The sequence below is a fragment of the Flavobacterium sp. AC267 genome, assembly GCF_979258715.1.
In genome coordinates this window covers 4,205,630-4,223,291 of the sequence record NZ_OZ409875.1, presented here as the reverse complement: position 1 = coordinate 4,223,291, position 17,662 = coordinate 4,205,630, and the positions used below count along the sequence as shown (strand labels likewise).

At 32.7% G+C, this 17,662-nt stretch carries 17 protein-coding genes and 1 pseudogene; 4 read left to right on the top strand and 14 right to left on the bottom strand.

Annotation, left to right across the window (positions count from 1 at the left end; genetic code table 11):
* Positions 1-26: 26 nt before the first annotated feature.
* The 12 genes from ACZZ95_RS22450 to ACZZ95_RS22395 form a co-directional block, all read right to left on the bottom strand.
* Positions 27-1,955 carry a TonB-dependent receptor gene (locus ACZZ95_RS22450; protein WP_463470765.1) on the bottom strand — a complete coding sequence of 643 codons (1,929 nt, stop codon included), beginning with the start codon at positions 1,953-1,955 and terminating at the stop codon, positions 27-29.
* Positions 1,956-1,993: 38 nt separating this feature from the next.
* The gene (locus ACZZ95_RS22445) at positions 1,994-2,395 is read right to left on the bottom strand and encodes a carboxypeptidase-like regulatory domain-containing protein (protein ID WP_463470764.1); all 402 of its coding nucleotides are present in this window, start codon (positions 2,393-2,395) and stop codon (positions 1,994-1,996) included.
* A 630-nt stretch (positions 2,396-3,025) separates the two neighbouring features.
* The gene (locus ACZZ95_RS22440; RefSeq protein ID WP_463470763.1) at positions 3,026-4,018 is read right to left on the bottom strand and encodes an FAD:protein FMN transferase; all 993 of its coding nucleotides are present in this window, start codon (positions 4,016-4,018) and stop codon (positions 3,026-3,028) included.
* Positions 4,019-4,558: 540 nt separating this feature from the next.
* Positions 4,559-6,742, bottom strand: coding sequence for a PepSY domain-containing protein (locus ACZZ95_RS22435; protein WP_463470762.1), 2,184 nt, complete (start codon positions 6,740-6,742; stop codon positions 4,559-4,561).
* Positions 6,743-6,873: 131 nt separating this feature from the next.
* Positions 6,874-7,356, bottom strand: coding sequence for a DUF2271 domain-containing protein (locus ACZZ95_RS22430; RefSeq protein WP_095955045.1), 483 nt, complete (start codon positions 7,354-7,356; stop codon positions 6,874-6,876).
* Positions 7,357-7,480: 124 nt separating this feature from the next.
* A complete protein-coding gene (locus tag ACZZ95_RS22425) occupies positions 7,481-7,633 on the bottom strand; it encodes a hypothetical protein (RefSeq protein WP_463470761.1) in 153 nt (50 codons plus the stop codon).
* Entirely contained in the window at positions 7,623-8,780 is a 1,158-nt protein-coding gene (locus tag ACZZ95_RS22420; protein WP_463470760.1) for an ankyrin repeat domain-containing protein, read from the bottom strand. The genes ACZZ95_RS22425 and ACZZ95_RS22420 overlap by 11 nt, the downstream gene beginning before the upstream one ends.
* Positions 8,743-8,979 (bottom strand): hypothetical protein, encoded by a 237-nt coding sequence (locus tag ACZZ95_RS22415; RefSeq protein WP_463470759.1) that lies wholly within the window; start codon positions 8,977-8,979, stop codon positions 8,743-8,745. The genes ACZZ95_RS22420 and ACZZ95_RS22415 overlap by 38 nt, the downstream gene beginning before the upstream one ends.
* A 229-nt stretch (positions 8,980-9,208) precedes the next feature.
* Positions 9,209-9,469 (bottom strand): helix-turn-helix transcriptional regulator, encoded by a 261-nt coding sequence (locus tag ACZZ95_RS22410; protein WP_463470758.1) that lies wholly within the window; start codon positions 9,467-9,469, stop codon positions 9,209-9,211.
* A gap of 88 nt (positions 9,470-9,557) precedes the next feature.
* Entirely contained in the window at positions 9,558-10,001 is a 444-nt protein-coding gene (locus ACZZ95_RS22405) for a hypothetical protein (protein ID WP_463470757.1), read from the bottom strand.
* Between the two features lie 50 nt (positions 10,002-10,051).
* Positions 10,052-10,576: a hypothetical protein gene (locus tag ACZZ95_RS22400; protein ID WP_463470756.1), complete on the bottom strand. Its 525-nt coding sequence runs from the start codon at positions 10,574-10,576 to the stop codon at positions 10,052-10,054.
* 13 nt (positions 10,577-10,589) lie between these two features.
* On the bottom strand, positions 10,590-10,874 hold the full coding sequence (locus ACZZ95_RS22395; protein WP_463470755.1) for a hypothetical protein: 285 nt from the start codon (positions 10,872-10,874) through the stop codon (positions 10,590-10,592).
* Between the two features lie 1,115 nt (positions 10,875-11,989).
* On the opposite strand from ACZZ95_RS22395, the gene ACZZ95_RS22390 reads away from it, so the two are divergent.
* Together ACZZ95_RS22390 and ACZZ95_RS22385 are read left to right on the top strand one after the other, a co-directional pair.
* A complete protein-coding gene (locus ACZZ95_RS22390) occupies positions 11,990-12,964 on the top strand; it encodes a ribonucleotide-diphosphate reductase subunit beta (RefSeq protein WP_095955048.1) in 975 nt (324 codons plus the stop codon).
* Positions 12,965-12,982: 18 nt separating this feature from the next.
* Positions 12,983-14,680 (top strand): annotated as a pseudogene (locus ACZZ95_RS22385) (ribonucleoside-diphosphate reductase subunit alpha).
* A 58-nt stretch (positions 14,681-14,738) separates the two neighbouring features.
* Here the strand turns inward: ACZZ95_RS22385 and ACZZ95_RS22380 are convergent.
* Together ACZZ95_RS22380 and ACZZ95_RS22375 are read right to left on the bottom strand one after the other, a co-directional pair.
* Positions 14,739-15,551, bottom strand: a complete 813-nt coding sequence (locus ACZZ95_RS22380) for an acyltransferase family protein (protein ID WP_463470754.1) — start codon at positions 15,549-15,551, stop codon at positions 14,739-14,741.
* Positions 15,542-15,706, bottom strand: coding sequence for a hypothetical protein (locus ACZZ95_RS22375; protein ID WP_463470753.1), 165 nt, complete (start codon positions 15,704-15,706; stop codon positions 15,542-15,544). Before ACZZ95_RS22375 ends, ACZZ95_RS22380 begins: the two co-directional genes overlap by 10 nt.
* Before the next feature lie 260 nt (positions 15,707-15,966).
* Here ACZZ95_RS22375 and ACZZ95_RS22370 point away from each other — a divergent pair, with 260 nt between their 5' ends.
* Together ACZZ95_RS22370 and ACZZ95_RS22365 are read left to right on the top strand one after the other, a co-directional pair.
* Positions 15,967-17,079, top strand: coding sequence for a cation:proton antiporter (locus ACZZ95_RS22370; RefSeq protein ID WP_463470752.1), 1,113 nt, complete (start codon positions 15,967-15,969; stop codon positions 17,077-17,079).
* Positions 17,069-17,569, top strand: coding sequence for a hypothetical protein (locus tag ACZZ95_RS22365; protein ID WP_463470751.1), 501 nt, complete (start codon positions 17,069-17,071; stop codon positions 17,567-17,569). Before ACZZ95_RS22370 ends, ACZZ95_RS22365 begins: the two co-directional genes overlap by 11 nt.
* The last annotated feature ends 93 nt before the right edge of the window (positions 17,570-17,662 follow it).

Sequence of the window (17,662 nt, the reverse complement as noted above, 5' to 3'; positions counted from 1 at the left end):
TTAAAAATTAGTTATTTATTGAGTAATTAAAATTTACTTATGGTATAGTTGAGTTTGATATAAAAAGCTCTTCCGGGTTTTTGTGCGGCGAAATTGTCGTAAACCTGCTCATCAAAAATATTTTTAGCATCGAAGCTTACTATAAATTGTTTGTTTGGAAACGCATAGCTTAAACCTAAATCCTGTGGAAACTGAGCTGTTGTTCTATCAATTTCCAGCCAAGAAGTATAAAATGGAGCTACGTAACCGCAATAGTAATACAGATTAAGCTCTGATTTGCTTTGAATTACATTCCTGAAATTGTACTGAAGATTTCCATTTACATTAAAATACGGCTCATTTGGCGGCTGTTTATCGTAGTATGGATTGACATTTCCATTCTTATCGTATTTGTCTTTAAAAAGAGAATTGAATTTAGAAAAATTCACACCTGCAAATAATCTGTCTTTAAACGAATACTGTACCGATGCCTCAAAACCTACAGATTGTGCTGTTCCTAAATTGACAAAAGGAGTAGCCTGAACAGCCTCATTAACTCGGATACTTATTTGCTGAACAATTTTATCTTCGGTATTTCTCCAAAAAGCATTTCCGTAGATTGAAAATTTATGGTTGTTAATTAAATAAGGACCAAATCGTGCACCAGCATTAAAATTGTTACTTTGTTCAGGACCTAAATTAGGATTGGCTAGTACATTTTGACCTGGTGCTCCAAATATTTCATTTTCAGATGGTAATCGAATTGCTTTTTCGGCAGAAACCATTATTAATGCTTTTGAAACAACCGCATAAGAAGCGACGAAACCGTATCCTGTAAAATCGGTATTCCTAATATTGCTGTCCATTACAACTGTATTCTGTCCATTTTGATTCACTATTCTAGGAGTAGTTTGTTCTGTTTTTAAGTGATAATTTTTTAGGAAAAAATTGCCTTTTAGACGGGATTCAAAAGCCTGCAATTCGTACGCGAAAGAAGTAACCGTTTTATCTAAATCACGGGTTGCCATAAAATTACGAACCAATTCGAGTCGCATTTCATCAAATTCATTTCTGTCCACGGTATAAAACATTCCGTTAACAAAAAATTTATGGTTGTCATTAATACTATAAGTAAAACCAGCTCTCGTATTAAAAATGTCTACTTTTTGATGATTTATTGTAGGCGCTCCCTGCTGTGCACCACTTACAGATAAAATAGGCTGGCCGTACAAGCCTAATGCTTTTTCTCCATTCCAGTTATAATTCCATTTTACAGTATCATTGACCATATCATTTCTATGACTATAAACAGAAATTACCGAGAAGTCAAGCTTTTTTATTAAGAAGTCTTTTTTGTTGTAATTCACGCTAAAGACATTCGCCGCAGATTCGCTAAAACGTCCCTTATAAGGCTTCGTCATATATTGGCCATGCTGAATCTGATTGTAATCCTCAGAACCATTGTAGCTTATAGAAAAGTTATCTGCCCATTTTACATCCGTATAGCCAGCTTCCAATCTTCCGCCATAAGATCTGTACATACTTTCAAAACGTTTCGCTCTGATGTATTCATAACGTCCGTTTGGCGCGATGTTATAAACAAATCTTCCCCAAACTTCATAATCATTATCAGAATAATTTTGGAATGCATTTGCTTTAATAGTAAAACCTGTTTTATCTCGATAAGTAGTACTGAAATTCGATTGAACAGTATTAAAAGAACCGTAAGAAGCCGAAGCGACGATTAGATTTTTTGAACCTTTTTTTAGAATTACATTTATAGCGCCTCCAAGTGAATCATCTGCTAAGTATGCAGGAACAACACCTTTGTAAACTTCGATTCTTTCAATTAATGCTGGCGGAATACTATTTAAGCTGAATGAAGCTCCATAAGTCTGAATCGGAATTCCGTCAATAAAAATACGGATAGCATTTCCAGACATTCCATTAATATTATAAGTTACACTCGAACCCAAACCTCCGTTTTGTCTGATTCGTACACCGCCTGAACGATCTAATAAATCATTGGTCTGAAGATTTCTTTTGCCGCTTCCTGTGTTTCAATTACATTAACAGCAAATCCTTTCTCCATTATTTCTTTTCTAATAGAGGCTTTTTTGATTACAACTTCTTCTAAATCTTTTGGGCCATTTCTGTCCAATGAAATATTAAGTTCTGTATTTGGTTTGTTGATAGTTATTTTTGAAGTTCTAGTCTGACCTTCCATTGAAGAAGTCTCCAAAACGTACTCACCGTATTTTAAATCTTTAAATTCATAACGGCCAAAATCATTAACAATGGCATATTTTTGAGTTCCTTTAATAATTACTGTAGAACCATACGCTAATTCGTTAGTTCCAAAAGTCACTTTTCCTGTAAGATTTCCGGTTTGTGACCAAGCGGAAAAAGATAGCATTAAAATCAGAGAGTAAAAAATTCTCATAGGGTAGTTTACTGGTTATTGGACCGCAAACTTACATCACAATTTAAATTTAATCTAAATAAAGCAATTAGAAAATTATTAGATTTGTATTAGAAATTTTAATCTAGAGGATTTTAATTGTTAATTGTTAATGGTTGATGGTTCCAATAGTTGAAGATTATTTTTAATTTTTAATTCCCAATTTTTAATTTAATTATTGTCTTCCTGAGCGAAGTCGAAGGATATTCTTAAAGGCGCTAATTCACAAATAAAATTAGTTGAATTACCTCCAGCTTTAGCTGTAGGTAAGCAGATAAATTAAAAAAGGCTTTAGCCAAAAATAAAGATTTGGCTAAAGCCCTTAGCGACTTTATATAATAATCTCCAGCTAAAGCTGGAGGCAATTCATTTTTGCATAAACATCTTTGCGACTTAGTGCCTTTGCGAGATAAAAAAAAGAAATTGAATAATTGCGCATATCCTTTGACTTCGCTCAGGAAGACAATCGGGATTAAACAATTAAAAATTGAGAATTAAAAATTAAAAATAAGTACTATCAACAATCAACAATTAACAATTAACAATTAACCATTCACCATTAACCATTCACCATTAACAATTAGCCTAAAGTTTATATCCAAAATTCTTAGACTTTATCACTTTTCCTTTATCAGTAATCATTACACAGCTGTAATCAGGGAATTTTTGAAGTAAAAGCAGACCTTCGGTCTGGCCTAAAACCATCATAGAAGTACTTAATCCGTTAGCAGTTTCGGCGTTTGGGCCAAAAATGGTAACACTGCACAAACCCGTTGCAGGATAACCCGTTGCTGGATTTATGATATGAGAATAGCGTTTTCCGTTGAAAACTACAAATTTTTCATAACTGCCAGAAGTAGTAACAGCACCTTCTTTTAAAGGAACAGCGACCAAGATTTTTTCGGGTTTAAATGGATTTGTAATGCCGATTTTCCAATCGTTTCCGTTAGGTTGTTTTCCCCAAGTACTCATGTCGCCTGAACCGTTTATAATTCCAGCTTTTATGCCTTTTCCGATCATTATGGCACGGCATTTATCAGTTGCGTAGCCTTCGCCTAAAGCACCAAAACCAATTTTCATTCCTTTTAATTTCAAGAAAATAGTCGATTCTGTGCTGTCCAGAATAATATTTTTGTAACCGACTTTTTCTACCGACTTTTTTATGGCTTCCGACGAAGGCATTTCGGTCATTGAGCCGTCAAATTTCCAAATTCTGTCCATTGCGACAAAACTTACGTCAAATCCGCCATTGGTAATTTCAGAAAATTGAATAGCTCTCTGTGCCAATTCAAAAACTTCTCGATCTACTTTTACCGGCTTTATTCCCGCATTCTGATTCACTTCAGAAACTTGCGAATCTGATTTCCAATCTGAAATTAAATTTTCAATTCGAGTAATTTCGGCAATTACAAGATCAATATTTTGTTCAGCCGAAAGAGAATCTTTATCAACAATACTAATATCAAATCTGCCGCCCATTAAGAGCGTCGTTCTTTTTCGTAAAACTTGTGCATTGCTTGAGAAGCTTTGCAGAAGTATAAAAAGAAGTAAGTATTTATATATAATTGATTTTGACATCAAATCCGTTTTAATATTAATTCAAGCCCAAATGACCGATATTTATATCCAATTGATCGGTTTAAAAACAATAATAAAGCTCCAGCGGAGCAAAATATTTATAGTTTATTTAAACGTGCGAAATCAAAAGCTCCATAGGAGCGATATCTCTAGATTGTGTATGTCACCCCGCTGGGGTTCTTGTTTTGGGTGATTTAATTAAATCTATAAATATGGCATCCCGCTGGGATTTTTTTTATTCATATTCTAAAATTCAAATTCCAAACTTTCAAATTCTAAATTCTAAATTCCAAATTCCAAATTCCAAATTCCAAATTCCAAATTCCAAACTTTCAAATTCTAAATTCTAAATTCCAAATTCCAAAATCTAAAACCCACAATCTAAAATCTAAAACCCACAATCTAAAATCCACCATCTAAATTCCACAATCTAAATTCCAAAATCTAAATTCCAAAATCTAAATTCCAAAATCCAAAATCCAAAATCTAAAATCTAAATTCCAAAATCTACAATCTACAATCTAAAATCTAAAATGGCTCCTAATAACAATCCGTTAATAATTGTCCATTTTCCTTGTATTCAGAAAGCGCTTTGATTCCATTTGTCAGGCATAAATCATTCAAAATAGATTCAACATCTTTCTGCATGTCAAGTGAACCGCAGATCATAATTACACCGCCTTCTTTTAGTAAATTCATAAAAAATGAAGCGTCATTTTGAATCAAATCCATAACATAAATATTGGCTCCTTCACGAGATAATGCCACATGAAAACGGTCCAAATGCTGTTTTTGAATCATAACTTTTGCAAACTTTTTATAAGCCAGAAGCGTTGGAGTTACCATTCTAAATCCGCTGTATAAATGTAATTCTTTCTTAGATTTATTCTGTTCAATCATTCCCAAGAAAGGAGCAATTCCAGTTCCGTTCGAGATTAAAGCGACTTTTGACGCTTTCTTTGGAAGATGAAAAGCAGGATTTTTAAGAATTCTGGCTTTAATTGTATTTCCTGGTTCTAAATTGTTCAGAAATCCAGAACCCAATCCGTTCTCGTGTAATTTTACCACCAATTGTATATTCCCAGAATGATTTCCGATAGAGTAAAGACGTTCCCTAGAATCATTAGCAGGATAAATTGCCAATAAATCTCCAGAAGCAAATTTGGCTCTTGAATTGGCGCGGAGTGTTAAAATAAAAGTATGTTCAGTATCTGAAATAGGAGTTTTATCTAAAACCATTAATTTCTGCAGTCCTTTTGGAACATGATTGTATAAAGATGGAGTAGTGGCTAGTGGAATTCCTGTTTTTGCACTCCATAATTTTACCCAATTTACAAACTCAGTTGCCGATTTATCGTTTACTGTCTGCAAATCTAAATAACGATCTGCCCAGTTTTGTTTCGCTAAAAGCTGGTCGATTTCAACTGCAAATCGGCAAAAATCTGGATATGCTTTCGAACCAAAACCTACAACAGAATAATTAATTTTCTGTTCTTGATTTTGTTTTTCTAAAACGGCTTTAAATTTTTTACCGTTAGAAGGAGGATCACCTAAGCCGTGCGTAGAAGAAAGTACCAAAATATGTTCTGCTTTTGGATACGCTGAGAAACGGTTTAATTCGGTAATATATGCCTTGTAACCTTGATCAATTAATTGTTTCAGAATAGCATTTGCAAATCGGAACGAACTTCCGTTTTCAGAACCAACTAAAAGAATGAAAGTACTTTCGTGAGCTTTAAATTTATTTTTAATTCGGCTTGACCTTCTTTTCAAAGTAATGGCAAAACCAGAATAAATAAAGAATAGAATATTGATACAAGCAATAGCTAGAATTACAGCCCAGATCCCGTTAATTCTTCCCGTATGAAGATCAAGACTCAAAGCGGCAAATTGTTTTGTCATTGGCGAAAGTTTTTCTGTAACTATTGCGCCCGTAACCTGATTCACTTCAACTTCGCGGTCTTTTAATTCTATAATATAATATTCCTCTGGATCATCTGTAAAAGGAAATTCGATTTTCTTTACATCAGATAATAAAGTCGTATTGAAAATTGATGTTGTTTTTTCTTTCTCAGAAAGTTCTGTTTTTACAGGTTTCGCTTTTTCTTCACCCATAAAAAAGTTAAACCTTTCTAGAGACAAATAAGTTCCCGTAAGTGCGATAATCAGAATCGGAATCAAAGCCAGTCTTCCCAAAACAACATGATAATATTGTGCAAAATATTCTTTGATTACTTTTGAAAAGAAATTTCGAATACCGCGCTGTCTCTTTAAAACCAATACAAAACCGGAAAGCGAAATCAATACTAAACAAAAAGAAATTACACCCACAAAAAAGCGACCTGCTTCATGAAGAAACAGCGAACGGTGGAAACTTGTAACCCACTGAATAAATTCATTTTTCTTTACGGGAGTTCCTAAAGCTTTTCCAGTTTTGGGATCGATGTAAGCATTAACATCATTTCCGTTATCATCAATTGCCTGAAGCGTAACAAACTGATTGTAATCGACACTTAATTCTGTAATTTCTGGGTATGCTTTTTTAAGAATAGGAAGAGTTTCTCCTAAAGTTATTGCATTAAAATCTGCAGTTTTATAGGGAAGTGTTTTTTCCTGTACCGCATCGACCGCCAGAATAATTCCGGTCACCGAAGCCAAAAGCAAAAATATAGAAGAAAATAAGGCCAGAGCCAAGTGTGCGTAACGCCAGAAAGAAAGAGTCATTGAATGTCTTAATGTAATAAATGTTTAAAGCTTTGTCAAAGTGTAAAACTTGGACAAAGCTCAGATTTCAATTTTAAGCAGAAAAAAATATAATTCACGCTTATAGAGGTTAAAAAATAATATGCTAAATATTAAATTTTGTTTAGCCTTACATATTTGATGTAACCTTTTCCGTCTGTTTTCTCTGCCAGACCTTCTGTAGTAAGCGGAATTTCAAGATCACTTACATAGTATTTTTGATCTTCAACAGCCGTTTCAAAACGTAATTTGTAGCCTTTATTTATTTTAGAATTTTCAATTTCTATAGTGGTAACACTGCGGTCTCCGCCCGTAACAGAAGCACCCGTTTTTGCACTGATATCGTCATTTTTTTGAGTATGGAATTTGTTCCATTCTTTTAATGATTTGTACCATTTTTTATCATCGCCCATTACATAAAGCGTTTTTTCGTACTCACCGCCGGCATTAACAAGTGAAACTACGATATACGCACCTTCTCCCATATAATTGTTCATCTGCAGCATACATTTGTATTTGCTTGATTGTGCATTAGACTGAAAAGAAAGTAAAAAGATAAAAGCGCTTGTAAAGGCAATTTTTAGTATTGATTTCATAAAAATTTATTTGTTTTGATTGGTATTGAAATTCCAAAATTTAAATTCCAAATATTAAGCTTGGAATTTGGAATTTTGAATTTGGAATTTGGAATTTCATTTTTGAGTTTTGAGATTTAATCATTTATTTTAAAAACTCAACTGAAATATTATTTTTTGTAAGTAAGTCATTTTCTTTCGCTAGAGCGTAAGCCGTTTCGTCAAATTCTGTATTAATATCTTTTTTAGCTCCAACAGAAACTAGATATTTTAGAATAGAATCATCTTTAGAAGTCATCAGTCGCTCTGTGCAAAGCCGTTAAACCGTCTTTATTTTTAGCATTCACATCAACTTTTAAATCGGTTATTTTTTTAAGAAGCGCAACATCATTTTTAGTGATTGCTCGCATGATATAAAGTATTGCCGTCTTTTTTGAGCCTGCTAAATTTAAACCTTTATCCTGAAGTAATTTTGCTTTTGCATCAAAAGGATCTTGTTTTGGAGTCTCTCTCTCTCTTCCCACCGGACGGTAAGATTGTACTAAATAAACGCCTAAATTATTTCCGTCTTTGTCTTTTACATTAACATCTGCACCTTTAGCTAAAAGTAAACTTACAGCTTCTGGAGTTCCAGATCGTACAGCGTTTGTCAAGGCAGATTCACCTTTTAAGTTTTGAGCATTTACATTTTTAGCTTTTGGAAGAAAAAGCTCTAAAGCGACAATTTCTCTCGCAGAAGCGATTGCCATAATTGGAGTATTTCCGTCTTTGTCAGCTTTATTTACATCAACACCTTTATCTAAAAAGTATTTAATAATTTCAGTTTGATTTGGTTTTCCAGCCAAAATATGCAATACATTTTGTCCCGCTTTGTTTTGAGCAATTGCTTTAATTTTTACTTCTTCAACTAAATATTTGTACGTTTCGATTGTATTAGTTTCTCTACGGCTTCCTTGTGCGACAATTAAAAGCGCAGTTTCAGTCGGTTTAATTCCTTTTTCTAGAAGTTTCTTTAAAAGCGGAATATTTCCAGATCTTGCGGCGTACGTAAAAGCAGTATTTCCATCATTATCAATATCTTTAAGAGACATTCCTTTAGTAGAAAAATATTCGGCGACTTTTAAATCTTTATCCGATGCAATTGCCAGCAGTAAAAGGTTTGCGCCGTTTGCATATTTTTTAGTCGGATTTACACCAGCTTTAAAAAATGCATCGTACATCGCTGGGTTAGATTGTCCGTTTGAGGTCGCAAAGTCTGCTGGAGCAGTTCCGTGGCTGTCTTCAAAATTCACATCAGAACCTTTCGTTATAAGGTATTGCACCAATTCTGTATTTCCTCTATACGCGGCCCAATGTAAGTAAATACGATTATCGTGCGTTAATTTTGTAATTGTATTTCCCAGTTGCTCAATTAAAAATTTGATAGTTCGTTGCGGGAGCATCATTATTGATTGCCAAAGTTGTAACATCAAAAGCATTTGCATTTGCTTCTGCAGGATTATTTCCTTTTGCTATTTCAGCTTTAACAGTTTCGACATCTGGAGAAGTTTTCCAAAAAGATTGCTCTAAAAGGGTATTTTTTTGCTGGGCACTCACAAAAAGAGTTGCGACAAATGCAAAAGAAGCGAAAAGATTCTTTTTCATGTTTCGATAATTTATGGTTATAGAATTGTTCAAGATTAATTTAATTTTTGGATATTTCTTCGCCTATTTAGAATAAATAAAAATAAAGCAAATGTAAAGATTAATATTTTTAAATCAATACTAATTTGCTGTTAAAAGGCATTTTTAGTACAGTTTATCTCAAATTTAAGAATGACTTAAGTCTGCTTTTAATCTTTTTTTAATCTTGAAAATCTTTTCCAGAACCCATCTACGAAGTTAACCTGTCAAAAAGAGTTTTATATTTTTCTCCAAGTTTTTTCCTAAGGCGCTGTTTTGATTTTTTTACAGCATCGCTTGTAATGCCCAATAATTCTGCAGTTTCATTGTTGGTAAAGTTGAGTTTTTGAAGCAGTAAAATTCTTTTATTAGAATCTGTAATCTCTGGAAAATCTTCCTGTAAAAGCGAATAAAACTCAGGATATTCTTTTTGAAATTGCTTTTTAAAAGCATTCCAATTACTTTCTGTCATTAAGTGAGACTCTAGAAGCGCATTAAGTTTTCCTTCTTCTTTTTCTATATAATAAGAGGAAGATTTTTTTATAGTTTCTATTGTAATTTTAAGATTCTGGATTTGTTTCTTTTTTCTCTTTTAAATAATCAATCTGAGAATCTAAATTATCTTGGACTTCGCTTAACTTTTGTTCCGTTTTTAATTTTTCCAATTCTAAAGACGCTACTTTTTGCTCGTATCTTAAATGTCTGTTTTTATATTTCTTTTTGAAATAAATAAAAACCAGCAAACCTATACAAGACAGCATTGTAAATATAATAATGTAGAAGTTTTTGAGAGTAGATTCGTATTTGATTTTCTCCCCGGCTTCTTTAATATTCTGCTGATATTTTGATTTTTCTATAATCCAGTTTGCCTTATTTATGGCGAGGTCACCATCTTCATTTTGCGACGAATCTTCCAAAACAATCATTCGTCTTCTTAAAATCAGTTCATTTTCAGTGGAATCTTGCAGTTTTAAAATTTCTAATTTCAGTTTAATAATCTCCAATTCCGATTTTTTGAAATAGGTTTTTGCGACAGCAATTTTTTCGGCTCTATTTAAAACTTCTTTTGCTTTGCATCTGGTTTGTTATTTTTTAAATATAATTTGGCCAGTAATATCGAAGCATACATTGTATTTTGGTCACTTTTATAGTGCTCAGAAATTTGAATGTCATTTTTTAATAATGCGTGCGCAGTTTTTAAATCGCCTTTTTTCTCACTGATCATTGCCAAATCTCCAAGCGCCTTGGCATATCGAATTTCATCATTAATTTCTTTAGCCAATTTTGCCGTTTTATTGAGATAAGAAGCGACGAGTTTATCATTTCCTAAATAAAAATAATTTAATCCTATTGCGTTAATGATTGCGACATATTCCGATGTGTTTTTAACGGCTGTTTTTTCGGCATTTTTAAAATATTGCAGTGATTTAGCATGATCGCCAAAAGTCTGCAGTATCCATCCAATTTTTTTATAGGATTCATCAGCGGCAATAATTTGATCTGCAGGTAAAGTTTCAATTTTATCAATTAATTCCAGAAGAATTGGTGTGAGCTTAATGTAATCTCTGTAATGATACAAATAACTAACATAGTTAAGTTTGCGTCCAGATTTGCAACGAACTATTTTTAGAGATTTTTGCTTTTTGAATAGATTTTAAATAATACTGATTAGAGACTGTATTGATGCTATTATAAAAATCGCTGTATCCATTAGCCAGTAAACCATCGTAAACAACTTGAAATTTTGGTGTAATTAGAGGCTGTAGAAATTGTTTTAATGCGGTAGTATCACTTCCAAACGATTTTTCTTGATGAAGTATAAATTCTACATCTTTAATATAGTTTTTTGAAGATGCAAGTTTGCAGTTTTTGTGCATTTGTAAGTAATGCGTAAAAGAATAAAACGATGCAGTATATTTTGTTTTTGGCAGACATTAAATTTGTTTAGGCAGGTGGATTTGGAACGGTAAAAATAATAAAAAAATAGGGATCATTTGATTTGGATCTCTTAATGAGCTGATTTTTTATGTTTTAGATAAAAAAATGTCCCCATTTGTCCCCCTTATGTTAAGAGTGTTTTTACGTGTTATAATTATTTTTGTTTTCTGATTTTTTGCGACAAGTTAAATTATTCTCTTAGTAGTTTTTCAAGTATTAATACCCGATTACACGAGTTTCAAATTGGAATTTTTTGTAAAGAATTGAAAAATCAAATCGTTGCAAAAGTGTATTGAAAATATATTTTGAGAATTGAAAGTTCGCGGTATAATTTAAAATTTTCTTTATTTAGTTTTTTATCAATTGTTTTTCTTGTTGATCAAAAATATAGTTTGCCCCTGAATTATATTTCGATGTTAAAAGGCCTGCTTTTGGGCAGGCTTTTTTTCTGAATTTCAGCATCACATTTTTCATCAAAACAGACCGTAATTTTTCTTTTTTAAGAAGTTTTAAGTTCAAATCTCTATTTTATTCTTCTTTCTCTTTAAACAACCTTATTTTTTTGCTTTTTCGAATAAACTCAATAATTACTCGAGAAAGAATTTACTTGTAAAGTTTTGTCAATAAAAACGTTAGGATATTTTAAATCTGCAATCAACGAGTTTACTATTTAGAATAATTATCAATAACTAGCGTTTTTTAATTTGGAAGAAGCGATTCAAATTTCCTTTTTTTGAAATCGGCTGTTGATAACTGTTTTGAAAACCGCTTAAAAAATCATGACTTTTTCATGTTGATAACTCAACATTAATTTTCAGGAAATGGCTAGTTCATTGCGAATTACAAGTGATCATTTTACTGTTGATAAAATTTAAAAAATCTCTAATTTTTGAAGTTTTCAAACTGTTGATAATTGATTTGATTTTTAACATCTAAAACTGGACTTACGAATAACTCTGAGCTAAATTTGTATTAATAGAAAATCACGCCGATACTACCCCCAAAAAAGCGCACGAATTTCTACATCAATTTTGTCACTTAAAATTCTATATATATGTCCATTTTCGATAAAAGAATCAATTATAAACCTTTTGAATATCCTGAGGTTCTCCAATTTACTGAAGCAATTAATAAAGCCTACTGGGTACACACCGAAGTAGATTTTACAGCAGATACACAAGATTTTCATGCACATTTAAATGGAGCTGAAAAAACAGCAATTAAAAACAGTTTACTGGCAATTGCGCAGATTGAAGTAGCTGTAAAAAGTTTTTGGGGAAATATTTACGAGCATTTTCCAAAACCAGAATTCAACGGATTAGGAACTACTTTTGCAGAATGTGAATTCAGACATTCTGAGGCATATTCTCGTTTGTTGGAAGTATTAGGTTACAATGATGAATTCGAAAAACTTTTGGATGTTCCTGTTGTCCGCAGACGTGTAGATTATCTTTCGAATGTACTTAAAGACACCAAATCTCAGGACAACAGAAAATATATGGTTTCGCTGATCTTATTCAGTATTTTGATCGAAAATGTTTCATTGTTCAGCCAGTTTGCCATTTTATTGTCTTTCACAAGATTCAAAGGATACATGAAAAATGTGAGTAACATTATTGCCTGGACATCTATCGACGAACAGATTCATGCCAACGGAGGAATTTTTATTATTAATAAAATCCGTGAAGAATTTCCAGAATATTTTGATGCGCCAACTATAGAATTGATCAGAGAAACTGTGAAAGAATCTATCAGCGTTGAAGCAGATATTTTAGATTGGATTTTTGAAGATGGAGCAATTGAAACCATTAATAAAGAAGATTTAGTAAACTTCATGAAATTTAGAATTGATGAAAGTTTGAAACAAATAAATGTGGAAACGATTTTTAATGTTTCTCCAGATGAATATTCAAAAATGACTTGGTTTGAAGAAGAAGTATTTGCCAACAGTTTAGACGATTTCTTTGCCAAACGTCCTGTTGAATATACCAAACACGATAAAAGCATTACAGCAAACGATCTTTTCTAATACAAGCCCAGAATACATATGAATACGATAGACACAAACCCAGTAAATAATTTTGAACCACAGAATGGTAGTAAAATGTGGTGGAAGAACTCTGAAAGTGAGCAAATTTTAAATCGCGGTTACCTTTTAAAAGGAGAAACGGTTGAAGGTGCAATCGATAGAATTTGTACTGCTTAAGCGCAAAAGACTTTACAAACCAGAATTAAAAGAATCATTTGTAGAAATGATCGAAAGAGGCTGGATGAGTATCAGTTCACCAGTTTGGGCAAATATGGGAACAGAAAGAGGTTTGCCAATTTCTTGTTTTAACGTGCACGTTCCAGATAAAATTGAAGGAATTACCCATAAATTAGGAGAAGTCATCATGCAGACTAAAATTGGAGGTGGAACTTCTGGTTATTTTGGTGAACTGCGTGAGCGTGGAAGTGCGGTTACAGACAACGGAAAGAGTAGTGGGGCAGTAAGCTTTATGAAACTTTTTGATACTGCAATGGATACGATTTCGCAAGGTGGCGTGCGCCGTGGTGCATTTGCGACTTATTTGGATGTTGATCACCCGGATATTGAAGAATTCTTAAAAATAAAAAGCATCGGAAACCCGATCCAGAATTTATTTACAGGAATCTGTGTTCCAGATTATTGGATGCAGGAAATGATTGATGGGGATAGTGAAAAAAGACAAGTTTGGGCAAAAGTTTTAGAAAGCCGTCAGCAAAAAGGATTACCTTATATCTTTTTTAGTGATAATGTAAATAAAAATAAACCTCAAGTATATAAAGACCAAAATTTACGCATTAATGCGAGTAATTTATGCGGCGAAATTATGCTTCCGTCTACTCAAGACGAATCATTTATCTGCTGTTTATCTTCAATGAATTTGGAGCTTTATGAAGAATGGAAAGATACTGAAGCTGTAAAATTGGCGATCTTTTTCTTAGATGCTGTTTTACAGGAATTCATCGAAAAAACAGAGGGTAATTACTATTTGGATCTGCGACTAATAAATTTGCGAAAAGACACCGTGCATTAGGTTTAGGAGTTTTAGGATGGCATTCTTATCTTCAAAAAAATATGATTCCGTTTGAAGGCATGGAAGCGAAAATGAAAACAACAGAAATTTTCAAACATATTAGCGACAAGGCTGATAAAGCAACGCAGGAATTGGCTAGAATTTACGGTGAACCAGAATTGTTAAAAGGTTACGGAAGACGTAATACAACAACAATGGCAATTGCGCCAACAACTTCTTCTTCTGCAATTTTAGGACAGACATCACCAGGAATTGAACCTTTCAGCAGTAATTATTACAAAGCTGGATTGAGTAAAGGTAATTTTATGCGTAAAAACAAATACCTTAAAATATTGCTGGAGAAAAAAGGTTTAGACAACGAAGAAGTTTGGAGAGGAATTATGCTGAATGGCGGAAGCGTACAACATATGGAACAACTAACTCAGGAAGAAAAAGATGTATTTAAAACATTTAAAGAAATCAGCCAGTTAGAAATTGTACAGCAAGCTGGAATCCGTCAGAAATTTGTTGACCAAGGACAAAGTTTAAATCTAAACATTCCAGCAGAATTACCAATTAAAGAAGTAAATCGCTTAATGATCGAAGCTTGGCGGCAAGGCGTTAAAAGTTTATACTACCAAAGAAGCCAAAGTGTTTCTAAGGAATTAGTTACAAGTCTTGTTTCTTGCGGCAGTTGTGAGTCATAAATAAAAAAAAAAGCCGGATCTTATAGATCCGGTTTTTTTATGTAGAAAATACTGCGACTTATAAATTCCCGTTTAAGATGTTAGAAAGTTTAGGTAAATATTTCTCGAGATTTATTGCTAAAATAATTAAAAAGATAAAAGCAATAATTGGAGAAAACATCATTATAAAATTAGAATAGTCAGGAATGATTTTAGTAAGACTTTGTAACATTATGAAATAAATTAACGGATGATACAAATAGATAAAAAGCGAATATTTTCTTCCCCATTCTGAAAATCTGTTTTGTGGCAGATTTATTTTTGAAGCTAAAATAAATAAAGAAATAGAATAAATTATTGTCCCGATTAAAAATTGATGTTTGATTTTGGGATAATCAAAAAGGTTTAAAAATAATTCTGTTTCAAAATATTGGATGATGAAGCCTAATAAAATCAATCCAATTAATATGGTATTGCTAATTTTAAAGTGTTGTTTTTTTGAAACCACAATTCCGATATACATAAATGGGATCGATAATAAAAACCTAATGGAAAAAAAACCCAAATTTTTATGAATGAATTGGTCGTAAGAATCCGTAAATAATGCCCCAATTAATATACCTGCAGAAAGGTACGGAAGTATCCAGCTTTTTTTTATAAAATACAAATGCCAAATAATAATATAACCAGTTAATAATGAACCTAAAAACCATAAATGGGGCTGAACGCCAATAAATATATCTACAATATTTTTAGGCATATTTTTAGTTTTAAAACATATTGGCAAATAAATTACAAAAGACACTAATATAATGGAAATCAGCAAGCTTATGTTCTTTTGTATTCTCTTAAAATCAAGAGTATTGTGTTCAATTTTTGGCCCTAAAAACAAACCTGATGCAAGGAAAAAAATGGAACAGCCCAGCGCGAAAACAATTTTAAAGTATAAATATATTCGTTACTTAAACTTCCAAATGAAGCATGAATGCACATTACAGCTAATGCTCCAATGAGTCTGAAGAAATCAATTCCGTTTTTTCTATCCATATTTTTTTATAATAATTGACGCGCTTTAAACTAAATTTCGTTTTTTATTTTGATCTAATTTTCGATGCAAATAAAGATTATTTTATTTAAACTTTAGACTTCAACTGACTCAAAGTTTTGCAGAAACTAGGAATAAAGGATGATTCTAGAAATTGTGGCAGAAAAGAATGAGTACTAATTCGAGGCAAAAAAATATTTCAAAAAAACACTAATTTAGCACCACATTTAATCAAAGATTCCAAAACCAAAATCATTTCTAGATGGAGAATATTTCCGTAATTATAATGTTGCTATTTGGCGTAGCATTTCTAAGCCTTATTAGTAAAAGATACAATTTTCCAATTCCAATTGTTTTGGTTTTATGCGGTGTAATTATCAGCGTAGTGCCAGGGCTTCCGGTTATTGCCTTAAGTCCTGAAGTTGTTTTTATCATTTTCCTGCCGCCTCTTTTGTATCACGCGGCATGGCATACAAGCTGGTCGGATTTTAAACAGACAATCCGTCCGATAGCTTTAGCGGCTGTTGGTCTCGTTTTTTTTACTACAGGATTAGTGGCAGTAGTAGCGCATTGGCTTATAGATGATATTTCTTGGCCGTTAGCATTTTTGCTTGGAGCTATTGTTTCGCCTCCAGATGCAGTTTCTGCAACAGCTATTACCAAAGGTTTAGGACTTCATCCAAGATTAATTGCAATTCTTGAAGGAGAAAGTCTCGTGAATGATGCCAGCGGTCTTGTGGCGTATAAATATGCTTTAACAGCAATAACAGCTGGGAATTTTGTTTTATGGCAGGCAGGGCTAAACTTTGTTTTAATGTCTATTTTGGGTATTGGAATAGGTTTAGGAGTTGGGTTTATAATGCACTATATTCACAAAAGATTTGTTTGTGATGATATTATTGAGGTAACACTTACCTTGTTAACACCATTTGCATCTTATTTAATCGCCGAACATTTTCATGGTTCGGGAGTTTTGGCTGTGGTGACTACTGGATTATTTTTGTCGGCAAGATCAGGAACTATTTTTTCTCATGAAAGCCGAATCATGACCAATACAATTTGGGATGTTTTGAGTAATATTTTGAACGGCTTAATCTTCATTTTAATTGGATTACAGTTAAGACAGATCATTGACGGAATCAGCAATTATTCAGGAACTTCCTTATTTATATGGGGAGCCGTGATTAGTACTGTGGTTATTGTAGTCCGATTTTTGTGGATTGTTCCAGCGACAATAATTCCTAGAATGATCAGCAAAAGAATCCGATTGAAAGAAGAATTTGATTATCGAAATATGATCATTTTTGGCTGGTCTGGAATGCGGGGCGTGGTTTCGATGGTACGCGGCTTTGGCTTTGCCGTTAATGTTGAATAAGACAGAAGGATTTCCGCTTCGTAATTTGATCATTTATTTGGTTTTTTGTGTAATACTTTCCACTTTAGTTATTCAAGGGCTTACGCTTCCGTGGCTGATTAAAAAGCTAAAAATCGAACGATATTCTATTTTAGCAGAAGAATATGATGTTCGGAATATAATAGTTTCTGAAACGATTGCTCATATCGAGGATAATTTTTCATTATTAGATGATGAATTACTTCACAATATTAAAAGTAAATACGAAGTAAAATTTAACCGACTGCAAAAGACAGAGCTTCCCGCTAACTTTTTTGGAAATGGAAAAGTACTAGACGGACAAATTTTTAATGAGTTTACGCGAGTTCAAATTGATCTTTTGAATGTAGAACGAAACAAACTCGAAAGTATGCATAAAAAGGGTGCTGTAAACGAAGAAATTTTTCGCAAAATAGAAAAGGAACTTGATTTGGAGGAAACGCGTTTATGGATGGAAATGTATGAAGAATAAAGTTTTTAATTATCAAATTCCAAATTCCAAATTCCAAATATTGCTTTGTCAAAGTTCTGAACTTTGACAAAGCTTTTTTCTTTTTACGATTCT

What these genes read in the sequence shown, in the direction of transcription:
- ACZZ95_RS22445 (WP_463470764.1), bottom strand. Translation starts at nt 2,395, where the DNA reads ATGCTATCTTTTTCCGCTTGGTCACAAACCGGAAATCTTACAGGAAAA.
- ACZZ95_RS22440 (WP_463470763.1), bottom strand. Translation starts at nt 4,018, where the DNA reads ATGTCAAAATCAATTATATATAAATACTTACTTCTTTTTATACTTCTG.
- ACZZ95_RS22435 (WP_463470762.1), bottom strand. Translation starts at nt 6,742, where the DNA reads ATGACTCTTTCTTTCTGGCGTTACGCACACTTGGCTCTGGCCTTATTT.
- ACZZ95_RS22430 (WP_095955045.1), bottom strand. Translation starts at nt 7,356, where the DNA reads ATGAAATCAATACTAAAAATTGCCTTTACAAGCGCTTTTATCTTTTTA.
- ACZZ95_RS22425 (WP_463470761.1), bottom strand. Translation starts at nt 7,633, where the DNA reads ATGACTTCTAAAGATGATTCTATTCTAAAATATCTAGTTTCTGTTGGA.
- ACZZ95_RS22420 (WP_463470760.1), bottom strand. Translation starts at nt 8,780, where the DNA reads ATGATGCTCCCGCAACGAACTATCAAATTTTTAATTGAGCAACTGGGA.
- ACZZ95_RS22415 (WP_463470759.1), bottom strand. Translation starts at nt 8,979, where the DNA reads ATGAAAAAGAATCTTTTCGCTTCTTTTGCATTTGTCGCAACTCTTTTT.
- ACZZ95_RS22410 (WP_463470758.1), bottom strand. Translation starts at nt 9,469, where the DNA reads ATGACAGAAAGTAATTGGAATGCTTTTAAAAAGCAATTTCAAAAAGAA.
- ACZZ95_RS22395 (WP_463470755.1), bottom strand. Translation starts at nt 10,874, where the DNA reads ATGCACAAAAACTGCAAACTTGCATCTTCAAAAAACTATATTAAAGAT.
- ACZZ95_RS22390 (WP_095955048.1), top strand. Translation starts at nt 11,990, where the DNA reads ATGTCCATTTTCGATAAAAGAATCAATTATAAACCTTTTGAATATCCT.
- ACZZ95_RS22375 (WP_463470753.1), bottom strand. Translation starts at nt 15,706, where the DNA reads ATGGATAGAAAAAACGGAATTGATTTCTTCAGACTCATTGGAGCATTA.
- ACZZ95_RS22370 (WP_463470752.1), top strand. Translation starts at nt 15,967, where the DNA reads ATGGAGAATATTTCCGTAATTATAATGTTGCTATTTGGCGTAGCATTT.
- ACZZ95_RS22365 (WP_463470751.1), top strand. Translation starts at nt 17,069, where the DNA reads ATGTTGAATAAGACAGAAGGATTTCCGCTTCGTAATTTGATCATTTAT.